This window comes from Pedobacter sp. CG_S7 (assembly GCF_040544395.1).
GTDB lineage: Bacteria > Bacteroidota > Bacteroidia > Sphingobacteriales > Sphingobacteriaceae > Pedobacter.
Window position 1 is genome coordinate 31214 of the sequence record NZ_JBEONS010000001.1, and the last position, 18598, is coordinate 49811.

The window sequence follows — 18598 nt, forward strand, 5'->3', positions numbered from 1 at the left end:
TTATTATAGTTTAGCAACAAGATCGGCCATTTTAATGGCGGTTATCGCTGCTTCATCTCCTTTGTTTCCGTGTTTGCCACCAGCACGGTCAATGGCTTGTTGTTGGTCGTTTGTAGTCAGTACACCAAATATTACAGGCTTGCTGTGTTTAATACCAACCTGTGTAATTCCTTGTGCTACTGCATCACAAATGAAATCAAAATGCTTGGTGTCACCCTGTATAACGCAACCCAGACAAATAACAGCATCTAGGTGTGCGTGTTTGTTCAAAAGAATTTCTGCTGCGCTGGTAAGTTCAAAACTACCCGGAACGGCAACCGAAATAATGTGGGCTTCTTTAACACCGTGTTGTAGCAGTGTTGCCAATGCACCATTGTAAAGGGCACCGGTTATTTCTGCATTCCATTCTGCAACTGCAATAGCGAAATGGTAGTTACTTGCATCTGGAACAGTAGTGTGTGAAAAATCTGACAGGTTTTTTAGTTGTGTTGCCATGGTGTAAAGATAAGGATTGCCTACAAAAAAGGCTAACCTTTTGGGTTAGCCTAATCAAATATTTTAATGATTTTAATTAATTTGCGCTTCAGTACGTGCAATATATGCATCAATCATAGCCGCTTCCTGACTGGCAGGGAATTCTTTTACAATCTTAGTATAAGCATCTTTAGCAGATTTATAATCTTTTAACTGCTCATAAACTAAGCCTAATTTTTTAAGGAACATTGGCGACGTAAATTTATTACTTGCTTTATCTGCAGCTTTCTTGTAATAAGTAGCTGCTTGTTTGTAATCTTTTAATTCGCTATAAGCATCACCTAATAAGCCTAAAGCTAAAGGATCAGCAACCGGACTGCCGGTTTCTGAATATTTACCCAGTGCTTCTGTTGCTTTTTTGTATTCTCCTTTACGCAAATAAATGCCACCTAAATAAAGGTTAGCTAAGTTTGCCGATTTTGTGTTATCATACTCGTTTGCAATTTCTTCAAAACCAGGATAACCGCCATCACCCTTTAAGGCTTTGTTAGCTAAGGAATCAACACCTAAGTATTGTTCTGCTTTGTACATCTTTGCAGAAGCTTCTTGAGCTCTGTCTGATAAATAAACGTTTTGATACCAGATATAAATACCGATTAATACCACTACTGCACCTATAATAAATAATAGGCTTTTAGAGTTCTCTTGTACAAAAGAACCTTTTTTAACAGGGTTGATTATTTCTTTTTCTGTTGTGGACATTTTCTTTTTAAAAGATTAAGGATTGCAAAAATACGTTTTTCGATCAAAGTATCAACCCCTTTCTTTAGTATTTAATTAAAGTTTAATGTTTTAACGCTGCTAAAGGGTAACTTTGTTAGTATAAACTATGTGGTTAAAAAATATTACCCTTTTAAATTTCAAGAATTATGCTGATGCTGATGTCCGTTTTTCAAAGTCAGTTAATGCATTTGTAGGCAATAATGGAGGTGGTAAAACCAATTTGCTCGATGCCATACATTATTTATGTCTGTGTAAAGGTTATTTTAATCCTATTGACAGTCAGCAGATTAAAACAGGTGAGGATCTTTTTTTGATTCAGGGTGATTTTGATCGACAGCTCAAAAATGAGAAAATTACCTGTGGTGTAAAAAGGAATCAGAAGAAACAGTTTAAGCGCAATAAAAAGGAATACGAAAAACTTGCTGACCATATTGGATTATTTCCCGTAGTGATGATTTCTCCCTACGATATCAATATTATTATGGAAGGTAGTGAGGAACGTAGGCGTTTTATGGATAACGTGATTTCACAAACCGACTCCCGCTACCTGGATGAATTGATGCTATACAATAGGCATTTGTTAAACAGGAATGCATTACTCAAACAAATTGCTGTTACACGTAAATATGATCCTGCATTGCTGCAAATTTTTGATGAGCAATTGGTGGTATCCGGTAATAAACTGTTTAAAAAGCGTAAAGAATTTATGGAGGAATTTATTCCTTTGTTCAATAAATATTATTCTTTCCTTACTGATGACAGAGAAGAAGTTAGCTTGTTTTATTCTTCTCAGTTGAAGGATAATTCCTTCCAGTATTTACTGACTCAAGCTGCCGAAAAAGATAAAATTCTGGAAAGGACAACGATGGGCATTCATAAAGATGACCTGTTGTTTACAATAGCAGACATGCCATTAAAAAAGTTTGGCTCCCATGGGCAGCAGAAATCTTTTTTAATAGCTCTTAAGTTAGCTCAATATGCTTACTTGCAGAAGTATAAAGGCTTTAAGCCCTTGTTGCTGCTAGATGATATCTTTGATAAACTAGATGACCAGCGGATGCATAAGTTGATGGAGATGGTGTCACATCAGGATTTTGGTCAGATCTTTATTACGGATACGGGAAGAGAAAGAGTGTTAAAAATTTTTAATAGCATTAATGTTCCCGTAACTTTGTTCGACGTAAATAATGGAACCGTAAATCATGCGTAAACCCAATGACATTACCTTGAAAGAAGGTATAGATAAAATGCTTTCCGTATATAAATTAAGGGGTAGGTTCGATCAAACTTCAATAGTAGCGCTATGGCCAGAAATTATGGGTAAAGCAGTTGCCAACAGAACCACCCAGATATATGTAGCCCATCAAAAGCTATTTGTAAGAATTGAATCTTCAGTTATTAAAAACGAACTTTTAATGGTGAGAACCGGTATCATCCAAAAATTAAATGAACGAACCGGTTCTGAAGTTATTACGGATATTGTGTTTTTGTAATACTTAACCCTTACCACCAAATACCTTGCTTATTACCCATATAATTAAGGCAAGAACCAATACCACTAAAATTATTCCAGTCCAGAGTCCTGCCTTAAAAATTCCTTCAATTGCGGCGCAACTGGTTAATGTTGTGGCTAAAAAAGCCACCATGGCTAGTGGGAAATACTTTTTCATATTCATTTTATTTTTCTATTCACAACAATAAAAAAAGAAAATGGTTTGTGCCTTGCTTATTTACCATCAATTTTAAGTAATTCGATTTCAAAAATCAAATCACTGAATGCTGGTATCTCCGGGCCTGGGGCACGTTCGCCGTACGCTAAATTGTAAGGAACAAAAAACTTGAATTTAGCGCCCTTCTGCATTAACTGTAAACCTTCTGTCCAACCTGCAATGACGTTATTTACTGCAAATGTATTAGGCTCTCCTCTATCATAAGAGTTGTCGAACGGTGTTCCATTTAACAATGTACCTTTATAATGTACAGTAACACTGGTTGTTGCTCCAGGTTTTTCACCACTTCCAGTTTTTAATACCTGGTACTGTAAACCACTAACGGTAGTGATTATGCCTGCTGCTTTTTTATTGCTTTCAAAAAATGCCTTACCTGCAGCAATGGTTGCTGCATATTTAAGTTTGCTGGATTCTTTAAAAAAGTTGCCGATGGCAGTTTGTGCATTTTCGGCACTGAGCATAGGTTTCTGGCTGTTAAAGGCATCTTTTAAGCCCCTTACCATGAAGTCGTAATTTAACCCTGTTAATCCTTGCGTTTTTAAGTTTGTGGCCATAATCAGTCCAAAGGAATAACTGGCAGAATCAAGTCCGCTTTTCAAACCTGGTTCATTTATTTTAACTGGAGCTGTTTGTTTTTTTATGGTTGCTTTTGCTGGATTGGCAGTTTTTTTTTGCCCAAAGGTTGTAAAGGCAGCAAGCAATAGCGTTAAAGTAATGAGGTTTTTTTTCATGTTGTTTTCGTTTTTTAAAGTAGGTAGCATAACTCAAAAAAATAAGCACCTTTTGGGGGTGCTTATTTTTTAAATAGCGTTTCGGGTTAAATTAAAAACGTTCGTCAGCAGTAAAAAAGAAGTTGCCTTCAATTTGTGCATTCTCGTCCGAATCTGAACCATGAACTGCATTTGCATCAATTGATTTCGCATATTTTTGACGAATTGTTCCTTCGTCTGCTTTAGATGGGTCAGTAGCACCAATTAATTTTCTGAAATCTTCAATTGCATTGTCTTTTTCTAAGATAGCAGCAACGATAGGTCCTGAAGACATAAAGTTCACTAGATCAGTATAAAAAGGACGTTCTTTATGAATTTCGTAAAATTTACCAGCAGTTTCAGCAGATAATTTAGTGTATTTTAAAGCAACGATTTTAAATCCTGCGGCAGTAATGTCATTGATGATTGCTCCGATGTGTCCATTAGCCACAGCATCAGGCTTGATCATTGTAAAAGTTCTATTTGTAGCCATTTTATTTATATTTTTTTGCGAAATTACATATTAAACCCTTAATATTAAAGCTTGAAATATTTTGAGCTTTAATTCATCATTAAATTGTTAGCTTTGTAACCAAATATGCTATCTCTTTCTGAACTAAAATCTTTGCTGGCAACGCCACAAAAAATTGTAATAACTACCCATCATAAGCCAGATGGCGATGCAATGGGATCTTCATTGGGTCTTTACGCCTATTTGATCCAGAAAGGGCATCATGTTAAGGTTATTACCCCTACAGATTATCCTTATTTCCTGCACTGGCTGCCCAACAATTCGGATGTTATTATTTACACTGAGGAGCAACAAAAGGCCGACCATCTGATTGCCGAAGCTGCTTTGGTTTTCTGCCTGGATTTTAATACGCTGAGTAGAATCAATGAATTGGGTGAAATTATCCGTGCTGCCAGTGCTTATAAAGTAATGATTGATCATCACCTTGACCCGGAAGATTTTGATGACTACAGACATTGGAATATCAATGCGTGCGCTGCTGCACAATTGGTTTACGATTTTATTGTCAACGAATTAGAAGACGGTGCGCTAATGTCAAAAGACATTGCTACCTGTCTATACACCGGAATTATGACTGATTCTGGATCTTTTCGTTTCCCATCTGCCAATTCTACGGTATACCGCATAGGGGCAGACTTGATCGATGCTGGTGCTGAGCACTGGAGAATACACCAGTTGGTATACGATAATGCTACAGAAAACCGTTTACGTTTCTTGGGTCATTGTTTGTCAAATAAGCTGGAAATCTTAAAAGATTTAAACACCGCTATTATTACCGTTACTGCCGAGGAGTTAAAACATTATAAAATTGTTACCGGCGATACGGAAGGTATAGTGAATTATGCCTTATCTGTGAATGGGATCAGGCTGGCAGCTTTTATTATTGAAAGAAAAGATAAAGTTAAAATATCTTTACGCTCTACAGGAGATTTTCCTGCAAATGAAATATGTAGGAAATATTTCGATGGTGGTGGACATAGAAATGCTGCCGGTGGGGTTTCTGAAAAGGGACTCGACGATACGGTCGCTTATTTTAAAGATATATTACCTGAATACAAAACGCAATTATTGCTTTAAATATTGAATGCCGTGAGGCTTCAAAACATAAATAAAAATTAACAAAATAAAGACCCGTTAAGGGTTTTTGACCTACATTAAAAAAAGATAAAAAACGCAATGAAAAAAAGTTTAGTAATTATTTTTGCAGCTACACTCGGTCTAACTGCCTGTAACAACGAAAAAAAAGGACCAGGAGGTTTAATGTATACCATACATAAATCAGAAGGAAAAGAAAAAATCAAAGAAGGAGACATCATTAAATTGAACTTTATTCAGAAAAATGAAAAAGATTCAATTATGGCAAATACCTATGACCTGGAACAACCACAAGTATTTCCTGTAGGGAAGAAAGTGTATGATGGTGATATGAATGATGTGCTTTATCTTTTTGGTGAAGGTGATAGTGCTACTTTTAAATTAAACCTTGATACAATGGCTAAACATTCTGGTCAACCAAAACCAGAAGCCCTTAAAAACGATAAATTTTTAATTTTTACCGTTAAAGTTGAAAAAGTATTACATAAAGATCCAAAAGAAGTTGATTCTGTTTTTCAGAATAAAGCAAAAGATTTTTTCCAAAAAGATTACCAGGCTGCTATTGATAAACACAAAGCTTCTGAAGATGGAAAAATTAAAAAATACATTGCTGATAACAAACTAAAAGTTCAAACTACAGCTTCTGGTCTGCAATATGTAATTACTAATCCTGGTTCTGCGCAAAAACCTGTTTTAGGTGATGTGATAATGGTCAACTATACTGGTAAACTAACCACTAAAAAAACAGATGGTAAGGACAATATTTTTGATACCAGTGATGCTAAAATCGCTAAAGAAACTGGTAAATTCAATGCTGGAGCACAATATGGTCCACGTGAATTTTCTCTTGGAAAAGCAATTCCTGGTTTTGATGAAGGCCTGCAATTATTAGGTAAAGGTGGTAAAGCTACTTTCATTATTCCTTCAAAATTGGGTTATGGCGAGAATGGTATGCCTCAGGGTGGTATCAATCCGTTTACTCCATTGGTTTTTGAAGTTGAATTAACAGATATCAAAAAACCAGAAGCGGCACCTGCTGCTACAGCTCCACCTGCTGCTCCAATTAAATAATAAGCATCCGGCATAAAATCCAGATGTGTTTTAAAAGGCTTTCGTCATTCAAAATGACGAAAGCCTTTTTTTATACATTAACATTTTTGCGCCTCGCAGCTATAGATAGCTCAGGCAACAGGTGGCCTCGTGATTTGATAAATATTGCCGTGTCTTTGACAGGTTATTTATAGGTCCTTTGCAGGTCATTTAGACCTACCAACGACCTACCAACGACCTCGTAAGGACCTACCAACGATCTCCCAATTCTGGTCTTTTTTAAAGGTAATGCAAGTCACGTCTTTTTTGAACTTTTGACACGCTTAACGGACTTTTTATAAGCTGAGTAAGTTGAACGATTTTACAATTCTGTTTACCTTAATTTGTTTTTCAATAACTTTGCACTATGTTTTTAACTGATACCCACACTCACCTTTATTATGAAAGGGATGAACAGAAGCAGGCAGCGCTGATGCAGCGCTGTTATGACCAGAACGTAAAACGTTTGTTTTTACCGAATGTTGATATTGCTTCCATTGCCATGATTGATGAGCTGGTTTCGCGCTTTCCTGAAAATTGTTTCGCTATGGCCGGCCTTCATCCATGTGATGTAAAAGAAGATTTTGAGGCTTTACTAGCCGTTATCTACAATAGTATAAATGGCAGAAATATTGTCGCAATTGGTGAAATAGGAATTGATCTTCATTGGGATAAAACGACCCTTGATATTCAGGTAAATGCTTTTAAACAACAGATTGCCTGGGCAAAAGCGTTAAACCTTCCCATTGTTATTCATTGCAGAGAAGCGTTTGACGAAGTTTTTCAAGTGCTGGAGGAAGAAAGAGACGAAAAATTAAGGGGCATACTGCATTGTTTTACCGGCAACCTTGATCAGGCATTGCAGGCTATAGATTTAGGTTTTTACCTCGGCATAGGAGGGGTAGTTACTTATAAGAAAGCCGGTTTGGATGAGGTTTTGAAACATGTGCTTTTGGATAGAATCGTTTTGGAAACTGATTCTCCCTATCTTGCGCCTGTGCCTTTTCGTGGAAAACCAAACGAGAGCAGTTACCTGGTACATGTAGCTCAAAAAGTGGCAGATATATACGGCCTTCCACTCGAAGAAATTGCTGCTATTACAACGGAAAACTCCAGAAATATATTTTTAGTTTAGCGGCTCATGACAAAAATTCTAATCATTTATACAGGTGGTACTATTGGGATGGTTAATGATTCCCAAACAGGGGTGCTTATTCCATTTGATTTTAAGCAAATACAGCAAAATGTGCCTGAAATGGCTAGGTTAAATTACCATCTGGAGGTGCATTCTTTTGATCCTATCCTCGATTCTTCCAATATGAACCCAGATATTTGGGCCAAACTGGCCAGGATAATAGAACGCAGGTATGCAGAATTTGATGGTTTTGTAATCCTTCATGGGTCAGATACAATGGCCTACACGGCTTCGGCATTAAGCTTTATGTTGGAAAACCTGGCCAAGCCTGTCGTGTTAACGGGATCCCAATTGCCAATTGGTGAGATTAGAACCGATGCCAAAGAAAACTTCATCACGGCATTGGAAATTGCGGCAACTAAAAAACAGGGTAAAGCCATGGTACCCGAGGTTTGTATTTATTTCGATTACCAGCTTTTTAGAGGTAATAGGGCAATTAAATACAATGCTGAAAGTTTCGAGGCTTTCCGTACTCCTAATTACCCGAAACTGGCAGAGGCCGGGGTGCACCTTGCTTTTTTTAATAATTACATTAAAAAGGTGCCTGTTGCACCTTTAAAAGTACATACTGATTTTAATGCTAATATTGGCGTGTTGAAAATGTATCCAGGCATAACCATACAAGCGCTGCAAGCGGTAACCCGCTCTGCTGTTGATGCCATTATATTGGAAACCTTTGGCTCTGGAAATACGACTACTGCCTCATGGTTTATTGATTGTCTGCAGGAAGCCATTAATGCAGGTAAAATTATTGTAGACATTTCTCAGTGCCAGGTGGGTTCTGTGGAGATGGGCAAATATGAAACTAGCAGAAAATTGCAGCAAATGGGTGTGGTAAGTGGTTATGATATGACTTTTGAGGCCGCAGTTACAAAACTGATGTACCTGATGGGCTTAGGCTTACCGGTTGCAGAAATGGCAAGTTTAATGTCCCAATCTCTTCGTGGTGAGCTCTCTGCATAATTAAAAAGCTGTATTTTCAGATTTAGGGGCCTCATTACGTGATAATAACCTTATTTTTGTGCTTTAATTGGAAATGAATGAAGATAGAACAAATTTATACTGGATGCTTGGCAGAGGCTGCTTATTATATTGAAAGTAAGGGAGAGGCTGCTATCATTGATCCGCTGAGAGAAGTTCAGTCATATCTTAAAAGGGCAGAAAAAGATGATGCAACCATTAAGTATATCTTCGAAACTCATTTTCATGCAGACTTCGTGTCCGGACATATTGATCTGGCACAAAAATCGGGTGCAAAAATAGTCTATGGGCCAACTGCCGATACGGCTTTTGAATCGTACATCGCTACAGATGGTGAAGTGTTTAAATTGGGTGAAATTACCATTACCGCTTTGCATACCCCCGGCCATACACCAGAATCTACCACCTATCTGTTGAAAGATAAGGATGGTAAACCTTATTGCATTTTTAGTGGCGATACTTTGTTTATTGGTGATGTGGGTCGCCCGGATTTAGCACAACAAGGTGATTTGACCACAGAGGATATGGCTGCAACATTATATGATTCTTTGCAACATAAAATATTGACTTTACCTGATGAGGTGTTGGTTTATCCGGCACACGGCGCTGGCTCTGCTTGTGGAAAAAACATGAGCGCGGAGACTTTTGATACTTTAGGTCGCCAGAAGCAATTGAATTATGCATTAATGGCCATATCAAAAGAGCAATTTGTTAAAGAAGTTACGGAAGGAATTTTACCGCCACCACAATATTTCGCTAAAAATGCTTCCCTTAATAAACATGGTTACGCAAGTGTCGACCTGGTTTATGAGAAAGGCTTAAATCCTTTGTCGCCAGACGATTTTGAATTACTGGCTCAACAGTCTGGCGCTTTGATCCTGGATACCAGAGATCCGGAGGTTTTTGCAGATGGTTTTATCGCCTCTGCAGTGAACATAGGGTTGAATGGTCAGTTTGCTCCTTGGGTCGGTGCCTTAATTGCTGATTTGCAGCAGCCTATTTTATTGGTGGTTGAGGAAGGAAAAGAAGGGGAGGCATTGATGCGTTTGGCCCGTGTGGGTTACGATAATACCATTGGTTATTTATCTGGTGGTCTTGCTGCATGGAAATTGGCGGGTAAAGGAGTGGAGGAAATTAAATCACTTTCGGCTGAAGAATTTGTTGCGGTATTGAAGAATAATCCAGGTATAAATGTGCTTGATGTACGCAAACCAGGGGAATATGAAACCGAACATTTTGATTTTGCTTCTAATAAGCCTTTGGATTTTTTGAATGAATGGACTAATGAGCTGAAGAAGGAGGAAACTTATTATATTCATTGTGCCGGTGGTTATCGCTCTATGATTGCGGCTTCTATTTTAAGTGCCAGAGGGATAGACCAGGTGATTAATATTACAGGTGGTTATAGCGCGATGAAGAATAACGCATCTTTTTAACGTATTTTTATTTTATTTTTGTGAACAACATTATTAACCTGCATGCTGGGAATAGATCAGATTAAACAACCCATAAAGACCGATATTTCCGTTTTTGAAGAAAAATTCAAAGCTTCTATGCATAGCGATGCGCCTTTGCTCGACCGGATTACGCATTATATTGTAAAGCGAAAAGGAAAGCAGATACGTCCAATGTTCGTGTTTTTTGCTGCAAAACTCTGTGGTGGAATCGTCGAATCTACCCATCGTGGTGCTGCGTTAGTGGAGCTGCTCCATACCGCTACTTTGGTGCATGATGATGTAGTAGACAATGCTTATGAAAGGCGGGGCTTTTTTTCAATCAATGCTTTGTGGAAAAATAAAATAGCAGTGCTGGTTGGCGATTATTTACTGGCCAAAGGATTGTTGCTTTCTATCAATAACCAAGAATTTAGGTTGCTCCAGATTGTTTCTGAAGCGGTTAAGCAAATGAGTGAAGGTGAATTGCTGCAAATCGAAAAAGTGCGCAGAATGGACATCAGTGAATCCCTGTATTTTGATGTCATAAGACAGAAAACGGCATCATTGATTGCTTCCTGTTGTGCTTGTGGTGCTGCTTCGGCTGGTGCCAGCGATGAGGTAGTGGAGAAAATGCGCTTATTTGGAGAAAAAGTAGGCATAGCCTTTCAAATAAAAGATGACACTTTTGATTTTGGAACCGATGAGGTGGGGAAGCCTTTAGGTATTGATATCAAAGAAAAAAAGGTTACTTTACCTTTAATCTATGCCCTGAACCGTTCTGATAAGACAGAGAAAAAAAGAATGATCAACCTGGTGAAAAACCATAAAGATGATCCCTTGAAAATACAGGAAATCATTGACTTTGTGAACAGGAAAGATGGTGTGCTTTATGCGCAGGAGAAAATGCTGGAATATCAGCAGGAAGCATTTGCCATTCTGGATACTTTTGAAGATGGTGAGGCTAAAACAGGTCTTGAACAATTGGTGCTTTATACAACAGAGCGAAAGAAATAAAAAATATAAATTTATGATGAAGTTTTTAGCTTGCTTTTTACTGGTTTGCTGCGGTTTTTCTTTAACTGCTCAGGATAATTTTTATGCTGCTTTTTCTAAGATTAACACGGAAGTTCAACAGAATTCTCCGGTTTATAAGAACTTAGAACAAGCTTCAATAGCTATTGGGCATAGGTTAACAGGTTCTAAAAACGGTGCTCAGGCTGAGGAATATGCTTATAATTTATTGAAGTCTTATGGCTACGAAGTAAAATACCAACCATTTGAAGTGGAGAGCTGGAGCAGGTTAAGTAATGCCACATCAATTGGCAGCATGATCAGTGATTTGCAAAAAGTACCAAGTGTGGCGCTGGCGCATTCGCCCGTCAAAGCAAATGTTACTGCTGAAGTGATTGATTTAGGTAATGGCTTAGCGGCCGACTACCAGCTGGATGCTGGTCAGGTGAAAGGAAAAATTGCTTTAGTATACCTGCACCTATTAAGTGGGTCTCCTGCTGGTTCAACTTCTCTACACCGTTCTGAAAAAGCCGCTCTTGCCATTAAAAATGGTGCAGTAGGTATCATCATTATCAATACGGTAAAGAACAATGTGCTTTTAACTGGCACTGCTTCAGTTACTGGGAAATTAATCTCCATCCCCGCTGTTTGTATAGGTTTGGAAGATGGAATGAATCTTAAGTCAGCATTAAAGCAAGGTAAGCAATTTGCAAACCTGGAGATGAATAATTTCTCTGGTTTAATTAAAGCCCGCAATGTAATTGCTACATTAAAGGGTAAACAACTGGCTGCAGAAAAAATTGTTGTCGGTGGGCATTTAGACAGCTGGGATTTAGCTACAGGGGCTATCGATAATGGAATAGGTTCTTTTGCTATATTGGACATGGCCCGTACTTTTAAAAAGTTAAAGTTAAAAAATAACCGCACCATTGAATTTGTACTTTTTATGGGCGAAGAACAGGGTTTACTTGGCTCAAAAGCCTATGTGTCGGCAGCAGAAAAAGCCGGAGAATTAACACAAGTAAAGTTCATGCTGAATTACGATATGACCAATGATCCTAAAGGAACTGCTGCGAGCAGAAAAGAAATGAAGGATTTGTTTACGGCATGGGGCGCTGATATTGTTAAGTTAGACACAGGGTATAAAAATTTATTTATTGCTGGTGCTGGTTTACACAGCGATCATCAGCCATTTTTGTTGCAAGGCATTCCTACTGGGGGTGGCTTTGGTGGGAAACTGCCTAATAATTCGGGTCAGTTTTATCATTCCAACGGAGATGCTTTTTCGTTAGTAGTTGAACAGGAACTGAAAAATACAGTCCGCTATAGTGCCATGCTTACTTATGCCTTAGCGAATACGAAGGTGATACCGGTTAATAAACAAGCTGACGTGGAGTTGCGCGAGTTTTTAAAAGAACAAGGCTTGGAATTGCCATTAAAGATTGCGGGTGAATGGCGTTGGAAAGAGGGGACTGATGCCAAACTTTAATATTAAACAGCTGGCTAAAGCTTTAAATTTGTCGACTTCAACTGTTTCTCGCGCTTTTAGGGATAATAGTGACATCAATAAGGAAACGAAAGAAAGGATTTTAGCCAAAGCGAAAGAGTTTCATTACCAGCCAAATCATTACGCCAGTAATTTGCGTGAACAGCGTAGTAAAACGATTGCTGTTATTGTGCCTGAGCTGGGGAATAATTTTTTCTCGCAGGCTATAAATGGTATTGAACGCATTGCCCGTGATAATGGCTATCATATTTTGATCTATGCCACGGATGATGAATATGAAAAAGAAGTTTCTTTTATACAACATTTGCATAATGGAAGGGTTGATGGTATCATCATGTCGGTTTCTGGTGAAGCAAACGACCATACTTATCTTAATGAATTTGGTAGTAAACGATTGCCCCTGGTTTTCTTTGACCGGGTTTATGAAGATATCATTACCCCAAGGGTAGTTACAAATGATTATGCCAGTAGTTTTTCTGCTACTCAACACCTTATTAAACAAGGTTGCACCCGTATTGCTTATTTAGTTATTAATAAAAACCTATCGATCGGTAAAACCCGGATGCAGGGTTATATTGATGCATTAGGTAAATACAATATTCCTTTTGATGATCGCTTTATTGTAGATTGCAGTAATAGTTATAAAGAAAATAATGCCATCTTAAAAAATATGCTGAAGGTGCTAAAGCCTGATGGTGTTTTTACCTCTGTAGAGCGTCTGGCCTTCGCTACTTATTATGCAGCCTATGATTTGGGTATTTCGATACCTAATGAGTTGAAGGTCATAGGTTTTTCTAGTTTGGAAATTGCCCCATTGCTTAACCCTTCTTTAACAACGGTTACCCAGCCGGCTACACAAATTGGGATAGAAGCGGCCTCGCTTTTATTCAAAATGCTGGAGGCCCCGCAGTCTGTAGATTGCAATAAAAAAGTGGTCTTGAACTCTAAATTAATCAAGCGAAAATCTACCGAAAATAAGGGTTAAAAACCGTCGTTTTTAGCGTGTTGAAAAGCCCTTATTTCGCTCATTTATTTTGAACTTTTCCTGGTTTTACGCAGAAATCCGACGACTTACGTTGTTAGTCGTCGGCTGAAATCTATATAATCTCGGGAACGTTCCCGGTATCGTTCCCGAAAAAAGAGCCAAAAAACACTTAGTGTATTTATTACACTTTTTTTGTTTAAATTATTTTGTAATTATTTGGTTTTCAATGGCTAGTATTGAGAAATGTTTGAATAATTAAAATCGGAATTACAAATATATATACCTTTTTTGTGGTTTTTAAAGTATATAATATTGCCTTAAAAAATTATTTGATATATTATTTTGAATTATGGTTTGCAATTGTAAATTTAGGGTTAGTGTTATACACGAAGATTGTTAATCAAATATTTACCCTTAAACTCGCGTTCAAATATGAAAGTATTTTATCTTCTTAAGCCTTGTTTACTGTTGCTAATTTTACTGGCAACATTTGTAGCAAAGGCACAAACCAGCTCATTGACTGGTACTATTTTAGATGAAACCGGACAGTCACTTCCTGGTGCATCAATTCAAATTAAAAGCCTGAATAGAAGTACCACCACTGATGTGAGTGGAAAGTACCGCTTAACAGGATTGACCAACGGTTCTATTGTGGTTACCGTTAGTTATGTTGGTTACAGTTCTACAGAACAAACTGTAATTATAACCGGTAATACCAATGCAGATTTCTCGGTAAAACCAGATGCTCAAAATCTAAATGAAGTTGTAGTGATTGGTTACGGTACTGTTCAGAAAAAGGACTTAACAGGGTCTGTAGCAACAGTATCATCCAAAGATTTCCAATCTGGTAACATTACTAGTCCGGAGCAATTGATTTCTGGTAAAGTTGCAGGTGTTCAAATCACCTCTAATAGTGGTCAGCCGGGTGCAGGTAGTGTAATCCGGATTCGTGGTGGTGCTTCCTTAAATGCAAGTAACGATCCATTGATCGTAATTGACGGAATTCCATTGAGTGGATCTGCTATTGGTGGTGCTGCTAACCCTTTAAGTTTAATCAACCCGAATGACATTGAAACTTTTACTATTTTAAAAGATGCAAATGCAACGGCTATTTACGGTTCAAGAGCTTCTAACGGAGTGGTCTTAATTACCACTAAAAAAGGTAAATCAGGCGCAGCGATCATTAATTTTAGTACTGTAAATTCTTACAGTACGGTAGCAAATAAAGTAGCGGTATTGTCGGCTGGGCAATTACGTGCTTATGTTGCGGCAAATGATAAAGCTTATGATGATGTGCCAACACATACTTATTCTTCATTACTAGGAAAATCCAATACAGATTGGCAGGATGAAATTTATCAGAATGCTTTTACTACAGATAATAATATCAGCATTGCTGGTGCCTTCAAAGATGTTCCTTACCGTGTTTCTGTTGGTTATTTAGATCAGCAGGGTTCTTTAATCACTGATCGGTTGAAACGTGCTTCCGGTGGATTTCGTATTTCTCCAAGTTTGTTCGATAACCACTTGAAAATTGATTTAAACCTAAAGGGGACATTAAGTAATTCTCATTTTGCAAATACGGGTGCTGTAGCTTCTGCCATTCAGTTCGACGCAACACAAGCGGTTTACGCAACGAATCAATTTGGTAATTATTTTGAATGGATTACGGGAACGGTTCCTAATCCAAACGCACCAAGAAATCCAGTAGGCTTAGTTAGACTGCAAAATAATGATGCAAAAGCAGATCGTTCCTTCGGTAACGCACAAGTTGATTACTCTTTCCATTTCTTACCGGAATTGCATGCTAACGTCAACTTAGGTTATGATATTTCAAAAGGACAAGGGTGGACAAGGGTTCCTGATTTTGCTGCACAAAGTGCATCAACGAAAGGTTCTATGACTCACTTTCTAAGTAATCAAAATAACACCTTTCTGGAAGCATATTTAAGCTATGCCAAAGAATTAACCGCTATCAACAGTAATATTAGTGCAACTGCGGGTTACGGTTATTATGACAACTATAATAAAGATTATAACTTTGATGCTTATGATGCGGCAGGAAATGTACGCTCTACACCTAAATTTCCTTTTGGCGTACAGCAAAATAAATTGCTTTCTTATTATGGTAGATTAAACTATACTTTAGCTGATAAGTATATCCTTTCTGCAACAATGAGAGCGGATGCTTCTTCTAAATTTTCTGAACAAAATCGTTGGGGTTATTTCCCTTCTGCAGGTTTTACCTGGAGAGCTATCGGAGAGGAATTCCTTAAAAACAGTGAAGTGGTTTCTGATTTGAAATTGCGTTTAAGTTATGGTGAAACAGGAAATAAAGATGGTATCGGCAATTATGATTACTTGTCTAAATATTATTTAAATACCAACACCGGGCAATACCAGGTTGGTGGTACTTACTATGATTACTATTCTCCATCTGCTTATGATCCTGATTTAAAATGGGAAACTACAAAAACCTATAATGCAGGTATTGATTATGGTTTCTTTAAAGGAAGAGTTTACGGTAGCGTAGATGTATACTATAAAAAAACAAAAGATTTATTGAGTACCATTGATATTCCGGTGGGTGTTAACTTTAGCAACAGGTTAACTACAAATGTGGGTAACATGGAAAATAAAGGTATCGAAGCAAGTGTGAACATCGGTGTAATTAAAAGCGAAGATTTAAACTGGGACTTGGGTTTTAACATGGCCTACAACAAAAGATTGGTAACTAATTTAACGGTTAATCCTGATCCTAATTTTAAAGTTGATGCTGGTGGTATCACTGGTGGTACTGGAATTAACATCAAATACAATACGCCTAATCAGATTCCAGGAACTTTTTATGTATACCAGCAAGTTTATAACGATAATGGTGTCCCATTAGAAGGTGTTTATGCAGACTTAAATGGCGATGGTGTAATTAACACCAGCGATCAGTATTATTATAAATCTCCAGAACCTCAGTTTTTGTTTGGGTTTACAACTGCTGTTAATTACAGAAAATGGACTTTAAGCACTGTTTTAAGAGCTAGTTTAGGCAATTATGTTTATGATAATGTTTCATCTAATTTGGGGGTGAAAAACAATATTTTAAGTCCAAGTGGTTTAGTGAATAACGCCAATCCAGATGTTCTTTTTACCAATTTTACTGGTAACCAATACCTGAGCGATTACTACATTAAAAATGCATCTTTCTTAAAAATGGATAATTTGGGTTTAAGCTTTAATGCTGGCAATCTATCTAAAAATAGTAATGCCAATCTGCGTATTTCTGCCAACTGTCAGAATGTATTTGTCGTAACAGATTATAAGGGTATAGATCCTGAACTAAGTAACGGAATAGATTACAACTTGTATCCTAGACCAAGAATATTCTCTTTAGGTGTAAACGTTGGGTTTTAATTAATAAAAAGAAGAAGATGAAAAATTTACATAAGATATTAACCTTATCCATCATTTTATTGGTATCAGTTGTTTCCTGTAAAAAAGGGGACTTAAATTTAACGCCAATAAATGATAAAACGGCAGCTGATGTCTATGCTAATCCGACGGGTTACAAATCAGCATTAGTAAAATTATACGCAAGTTTTGGCTTAACCCATTCCAGTGGGGCTACAGATTTTAGTGACTTAGGTGGTTTAAATCCAGGGTTCTCTGATTTCTTAAGGTTATTCTGGACTTCCCAGGAATTAACAACAGATGAAGCGGTGTGTTCATGGGGTGATGTTGGTCTTCCAGAATTGAATACTTCCTTATGGTCTACGGATAACATTTTCTTAAGGGGCCTGTATTCCAGAAGTATGTACCAAATCACTGTTGCTAATGAATTCCTTAGAGAGAGCACTCCCGAAAAATTGGCTAGCCGTAATATTTCTGGTGCAGATGCCGATAACATCAATAAATACAGAGCTGAGGCCCGCTTTCTGCGTGCCTTCCAATACTGGGTATTAATGGATGGTTTTGGAAATCCTCCGTTTGTTACAGAAAATGATTTAATTGGTAAAGTAGCTCCAAAACAAATCAAACGTGCTGATCTATTTAAATATGTGGAATCAGAATTGAAAGCTATAGAAACAGAACTCCCTGATGCACGTTCCAACGAATATGGCAGAGCAGATAAAGGTGCTGCTTGGGCATTAATGGCAAGGCTGTATTTAAATGCTGAAGTTTATACAGGTACACCCAAATATACAGAAGCCATTACTTATTCTAGTAAAGTGATCAATGCAGGTTATACTTTGGCTCCTACCTACAAAAACCTTTTCTTAACAGACAATGCGGCAACCAGTAAGAACGAATTGATTTTAACCATTAACTACGATGGTTTAAGAGGTGAAAACTACGGTGGCACGACTTTTTTAATCAATGCTGCGGTTAATGCAGAGATGGATACAAAGTCTTTCGGTATTCCTAATGGTGGCTGGGGCGGTAACAGAAGTCGTAGTAACTTGCCATTAACTTTCAGTGATTACAGCGGAAATACGGACAAGCGTGCGATGTTCTTTGGAACAAAGTTAGCTACTGATGATCCAGGTGTTTTTTCTGATGGTTTGAGAGTCACTAAATTCAGAAATGTAAGTTCTACAGGTGTTACTTCACCTTCTACCAATGGTACTTTCTCTTCTTTAGATTTTCCTTTATTCAGGTTAGCTGAGCAATATTTAATCTATGGTGAAGCGGTAACCCGTGGTGGTAGTGGTGGCAATGCAGGAACAGCATTAACCTATTTTAACAACCTTCGTCAGCGGGCTTATGGTAATGCCAACGGAAATGTGGCGGTATTGAATGTAAATCTTTTCTTAGATGAACGTGCACGTGAACTTTACTGGGAAGGATTTAGACGTACCGATTTAGTACGTTATGGAAAATTTACTGCAGCATCTTATTTGTGGCCATTTAAAGGTGGTGTTAAAGCCGGAGCCGGTGTTGCAGAGACTAGAAATATTTATCCTATTCCAACTGCAGATTTAATTGCGAACACCAACTTAGTTCAAAATCCAGGTTATTAATTAAAATATTGAAAAT

At 37.7% G+C, this 18598-nt stretch carries 17 protein-coding genes; 12 read left to right on the top strand and 5 right to left on the bottom strand.

The features are described 5' to 3' along the window. Positions 1 to 3 precede the first annotated feature (3 nt). Together ribH and AAKU52_RS00155 are read right to left on the bottom strand one after the other, a co-directional pair. Positions 4 to 495: a 6,7-dimethyl-8-ribityllumazine synthase gene (gene ribH, locus AAKU52_RS00150; RefSeq protein ID WP_354328949.1), complete on the bottom strand. Its 492-nt coding sequence runs from the start codon at positions 493 to 495 to the stop codon at positions 4 to 6. Between the two features lie 72 nt (positions 496 to 567). Next, the gene (locus tag AAKU52_RS00155) at positions 568 to 1236 is read right to left on the bottom strand and encodes a tetratricopeptide repeat protein (RefSeq protein WP_354328951.1); all 669 of its coding nucleotides are present in this window, start codon (positions 1234 to 1236) and stop codon (positions 568 to 570) included. Positions 1237 to 1363: 127 nt separating this feature from the next. Between AAKU52_RS00155 and recF the strand changes: the two genes are divergently transcribed. Together recF and AAKU52_RS00165 are read left to right on the top strand one after the other, a co-directional pair. Next, positions 1364 to 2467, top strand: coding sequence for a DNA replication/repair protein RecF (gene recF, locus AAKU52_RS00160; RefSeq protein WP_354328953.1), 1104 nt, complete (start codon positions 1364 to 1366; stop codon positions 2465 to 2467). Then, entirely contained in the window at positions 2460 to 2750 is a 291-nt protein-coding gene (locus AAKU52_RS00165) for a DciA family protein (RefSeq protein ID WP_354328955.1), read from the top strand. Before recF ends, AAKU52_RS00165 begins: the two co-directional genes overlap by 8 nt. A 3-nt stretch (positions 2751 to 2753) precedes the next feature. On the opposite strand, the gene AAKU52_RS00170 is transcribed toward AAKU52_RS00165, so the two are convergent. From AAKU52_RS00170 to AAKU52_RS00180, 3 genes are all read right to left on the bottom strand, one after another. Beyond that, entirely contained in the window at positions 2754 to 2927 is a 174-nt protein-coding gene (locus tag AAKU52_RS00170; RefSeq protein WP_354328957.1) for a hypothetical protein, read from the bottom strand. Positions 2928 to 2983: 56 nt separating this feature from the next. Further along, positions 2984 to 3718 (bottom strand): BamJ family beta-barrel-assembly machinery protein, encoded by a 735-nt coding sequence (bamJ, locus tag AAKU52_RS00175; protein ID WP_354328959.1) that lies wholly within the window; start codon positions 3716 to 3718, stop codon positions 2984 to 2986. A gap of 91 nt (positions 3719 to 3809) precedes the next feature. Further along, positions 3810 to 4229 carry a nucleoside-diphosphate kinase gene (locus AAKU52_RS00180; protein ID WP_354328961.1) on the bottom strand — a complete coding sequence of 140 codons (420 nt, stop codon included), beginning with the start codon at positions 4227 to 4229 and terminating at the stop codon, positions 3810 to 3812. A 105-nt stretch (positions 4230 to 4334) separates the two neighbouring features. On the opposite strand from AAKU52_RS00180, the gene AAKU52_RS00185 reads away from it, so the two are divergent. The 10 genes from AAKU52_RS00185 to AAKU52_RS00230 all read left to right on the top strand — a co-directional run bounded on the left by AAKU52_RS00185 (position 4335) and on the right by AAKU52_RS00230 (position 18582). After that, positions 4335 to 5345, top strand: a complete 1011-nt coding sequence (locus AAKU52_RS00185; RefSeq protein ID WP_354328963.1) for a DHH family phosphoesterase — start codon at positions 4335 to 4337, stop codon at positions 5343 to 5345. A 99-nt stretch (positions 5346 to 5444) separates the two neighbouring features. Beyond that, positions 5445 to 6434 (top strand): FKBP-type peptidyl-prolyl cis-trans isomerase, encoded by a 990-nt coding sequence (locus AAKU52_RS00190; protein WP_354328965.1) that lies wholly within the window; start codon positions 5445 to 5447, stop codon positions 6432 to 6434. Positions 6435 to 6819: 385 nt separating this feature from the next. Beyond that, positions 6820 to 7587, top strand: a complete 768-nt coding sequence (locus AAKU52_RS00195; RefSeq protein WP_354328966.1) for a TatD family hydrolase — start codon at positions 6820 to 6822, stop codon at positions 7585 to 7587. A gap of 6 nt (positions 7588 to 7593) precedes the next feature. Beyond that, the gene (locus AAKU52_RS00200) at positions 7594 to 8610 is read left to right on the top strand and encodes an asparaginase (protein WP_354328968.1); all 1017 of its coding nucleotides are present in this window, start codon (positions 7594 to 7596) and stop codon (positions 8608 to 8610) included. A 77-nt stretch (positions 8611 to 8687) separates the two neighbouring features. Then, positions 8688 to 10064 carry an MBL fold metallo-hydrolase gene (locus AAKU52_RS00205; RefSeq protein ID WP_354328970.1) on the top strand — a complete coding sequence of 459 codons (1377 nt, stop codon included), beginning with the start codon at positions 8688 to 8690 and terminating at the stop codon, positions 10062 to 10064. Positions 10065 to 10106: 42 nt separating this feature from the next. Beyond that, a complete protein-coding gene (locus AAKU52_RS00210; protein WP_354328972.1) occupies positions 10107 to 11078 on the top strand; it encodes a polyprenyl synthetase family protein in 972 nt (323 codons plus the stop codon). A gap of 13 nt (positions 11079 to 11091) precedes the next feature. Further along, complete coding sequence (locus tag AAKU52_RS00215; protein WP_354328974.1) at positions 11092 to 12564, top strand: M28 family peptidase; 1473 nt, start codon at positions 11092 to 11094, stop codon at positions 12562 to 12564. Further along, positions 12551 to 13567 carry a LacI family DNA-binding transcriptional regulator gene (locus tag AAKU52_RS00220; RefSeq protein WP_354328976.1) on the top strand — a complete coding sequence of 339 codons (1017 nt, stop codon included), beginning with the start codon at positions 12551 to 12553 and terminating at the stop codon, positions 13565 to 13567. Before AAKU52_RS00215 ends, AAKU52_RS00220 begins: the two co-directional genes overlap by 14 nt. A gap of 432 nt (positions 13568 to 13999) precedes the next feature. Beyond that, positions 14000 to 16975: a SusC/RagA family TonB-linked outer membrane protein gene (locus AAKU52_RS00225; protein ID WP_354328978.1), complete on the top strand. Its 2976-nt coding sequence runs from the start codon at positions 14000 to 14002 to the stop codon at positions 16973 to 16975. A gap of 17 nt (positions 16976 to 16992) precedes the next feature. Continuing rightward, positions 16993 to 18582, top strand: coding sequence for a RagB/SusD family nutrient uptake outer membrane protein (locus AAKU52_RS00230; protein ID WP_354328980.1), 1590 nt, complete (start codon positions 16993 to 16995; stop codon positions 18580 to 18582). Positions 18583 to 18598: the final 16 nt, after the last annotated feature.

Excerpts from the sequence above, each read along its gene's own strand:
- AAKU52_RS00225 (WP_354328978.1), top strand. The coding sequence starts at position 14,000 with ATGAAAGTATTTTATCTTCTTAAGCCTTGTTTACTGTTGCTAATTTTA.
- AAKU52_RS00205 (WP_354328970.1), top strand. The coding sequence starts at position 8,688 with ATGAAGATAGAACAAATTTATACTGGATGCTTGGCAGAGGCTGCTTAT.
- AAKU52_RS00215 (WP_354328974.1), top strand. The coding sequence starts at position 11,092 with ATGATGAAGTTTTTAGCTTGCTTTTTACTGGTTTGCTGCGGTTTTTCT.
- AAKU52_RS00170 (WP_354328957.1), bottom strand. The coding sequence starts at position 2,927 with ATGAAAAAGTATTTCCCACTAGCCATGGTGGCTTTTTTAGCCACAACA.
- ribH (WP_354328949.1), bottom strand. The coding sequence starts at position 495 with ATGGCAACACAACTAAAAAACCTGTCAGATTTTTCACACACTACTGTT.
- AAKU52_RS00180 (WP_354328961.1), bottom strand. The coding sequence starts at position 4,229 with ATGGCTACAAATAGAACTTTTACAATGATCAAGCCTGATGCTGTGGCT.
- AAKU52_RS00190 (WP_354328965.1), top strand. The coding sequence starts at position 5,445 with ATGAAAAAAAGTTTAGTAATTATTTTTGCAGCTACACTCGGTCTAACT.
- AAKU52_RS00155 (WP_354328951.1), bottom strand. The coding sequence starts at position 1,236 with ATGTCCACAACAGAAAAAGAAATAATCAACCCTGTTAAAAAAGGTTCT.
- AAKU52_RS00165 (WP_354328955.1), top strand. The coding sequence starts at position 2,460 with ATGCGTAAACCCAATGACATTACCTTGAAAGAAGGTATAGATAAAATG.
- recF (WP_354328953.1), top strand. The coding sequence starts at position 1,364 with ATGTGGTTAAAAAATATTACCCTTTTAAATTTCAAGAATTATGCTGAT.
- AAKU52_RS00200 (WP_354328968.1), top strand. The coding sequence starts at position 7,594 with ATGACAAAAATTCTAATCATTTATACAGGTGGTACTATTGGGATGGTT.
- AAKU52_RS00230 (WP_354328980.1), top strand. The coding sequence starts at position 16,993 with ATGAAAAATTTACATAAGATATTAACCTTATCCATCATTTTATTGGTA.
- bamJ (WP_354328959.1), bottom strand. The coding sequence starts at position 3,718 with ATGAAAAAAAACCTCATTACTTTAACGCTATTGCTTGCTGCCTTTACA.
- AAKU52_RS00195 (WP_354328966.1), top strand. The coding sequence starts at position 6,820 with ATGTTTTTAACTGATACCCACACTCACCTTTATTATGAAAGGGATGAA.
- AAKU52_RS00220 (WP_354328976.1), top strand. The coding sequence starts at position 12,551 with ATGCCAAACTTTAATATTAAACAGCTGGCTAAAGCTTTAAATTTGTCG.
- AAKU52_RS00185 (WP_354328963.1), top strand. The coding sequence starts at position 4,335 with ATGCTATCTCTTTCTGAACTAAAATCTTTGCTGGCAACGCCACAAAAA.
- AAKU52_RS00210 (WP_354328972.1), top strand. The coding sequence starts at position 10,107 with ATGCTGGGAATAGATCAGATTAAACAACCCATAAAGACCGATATTTCC.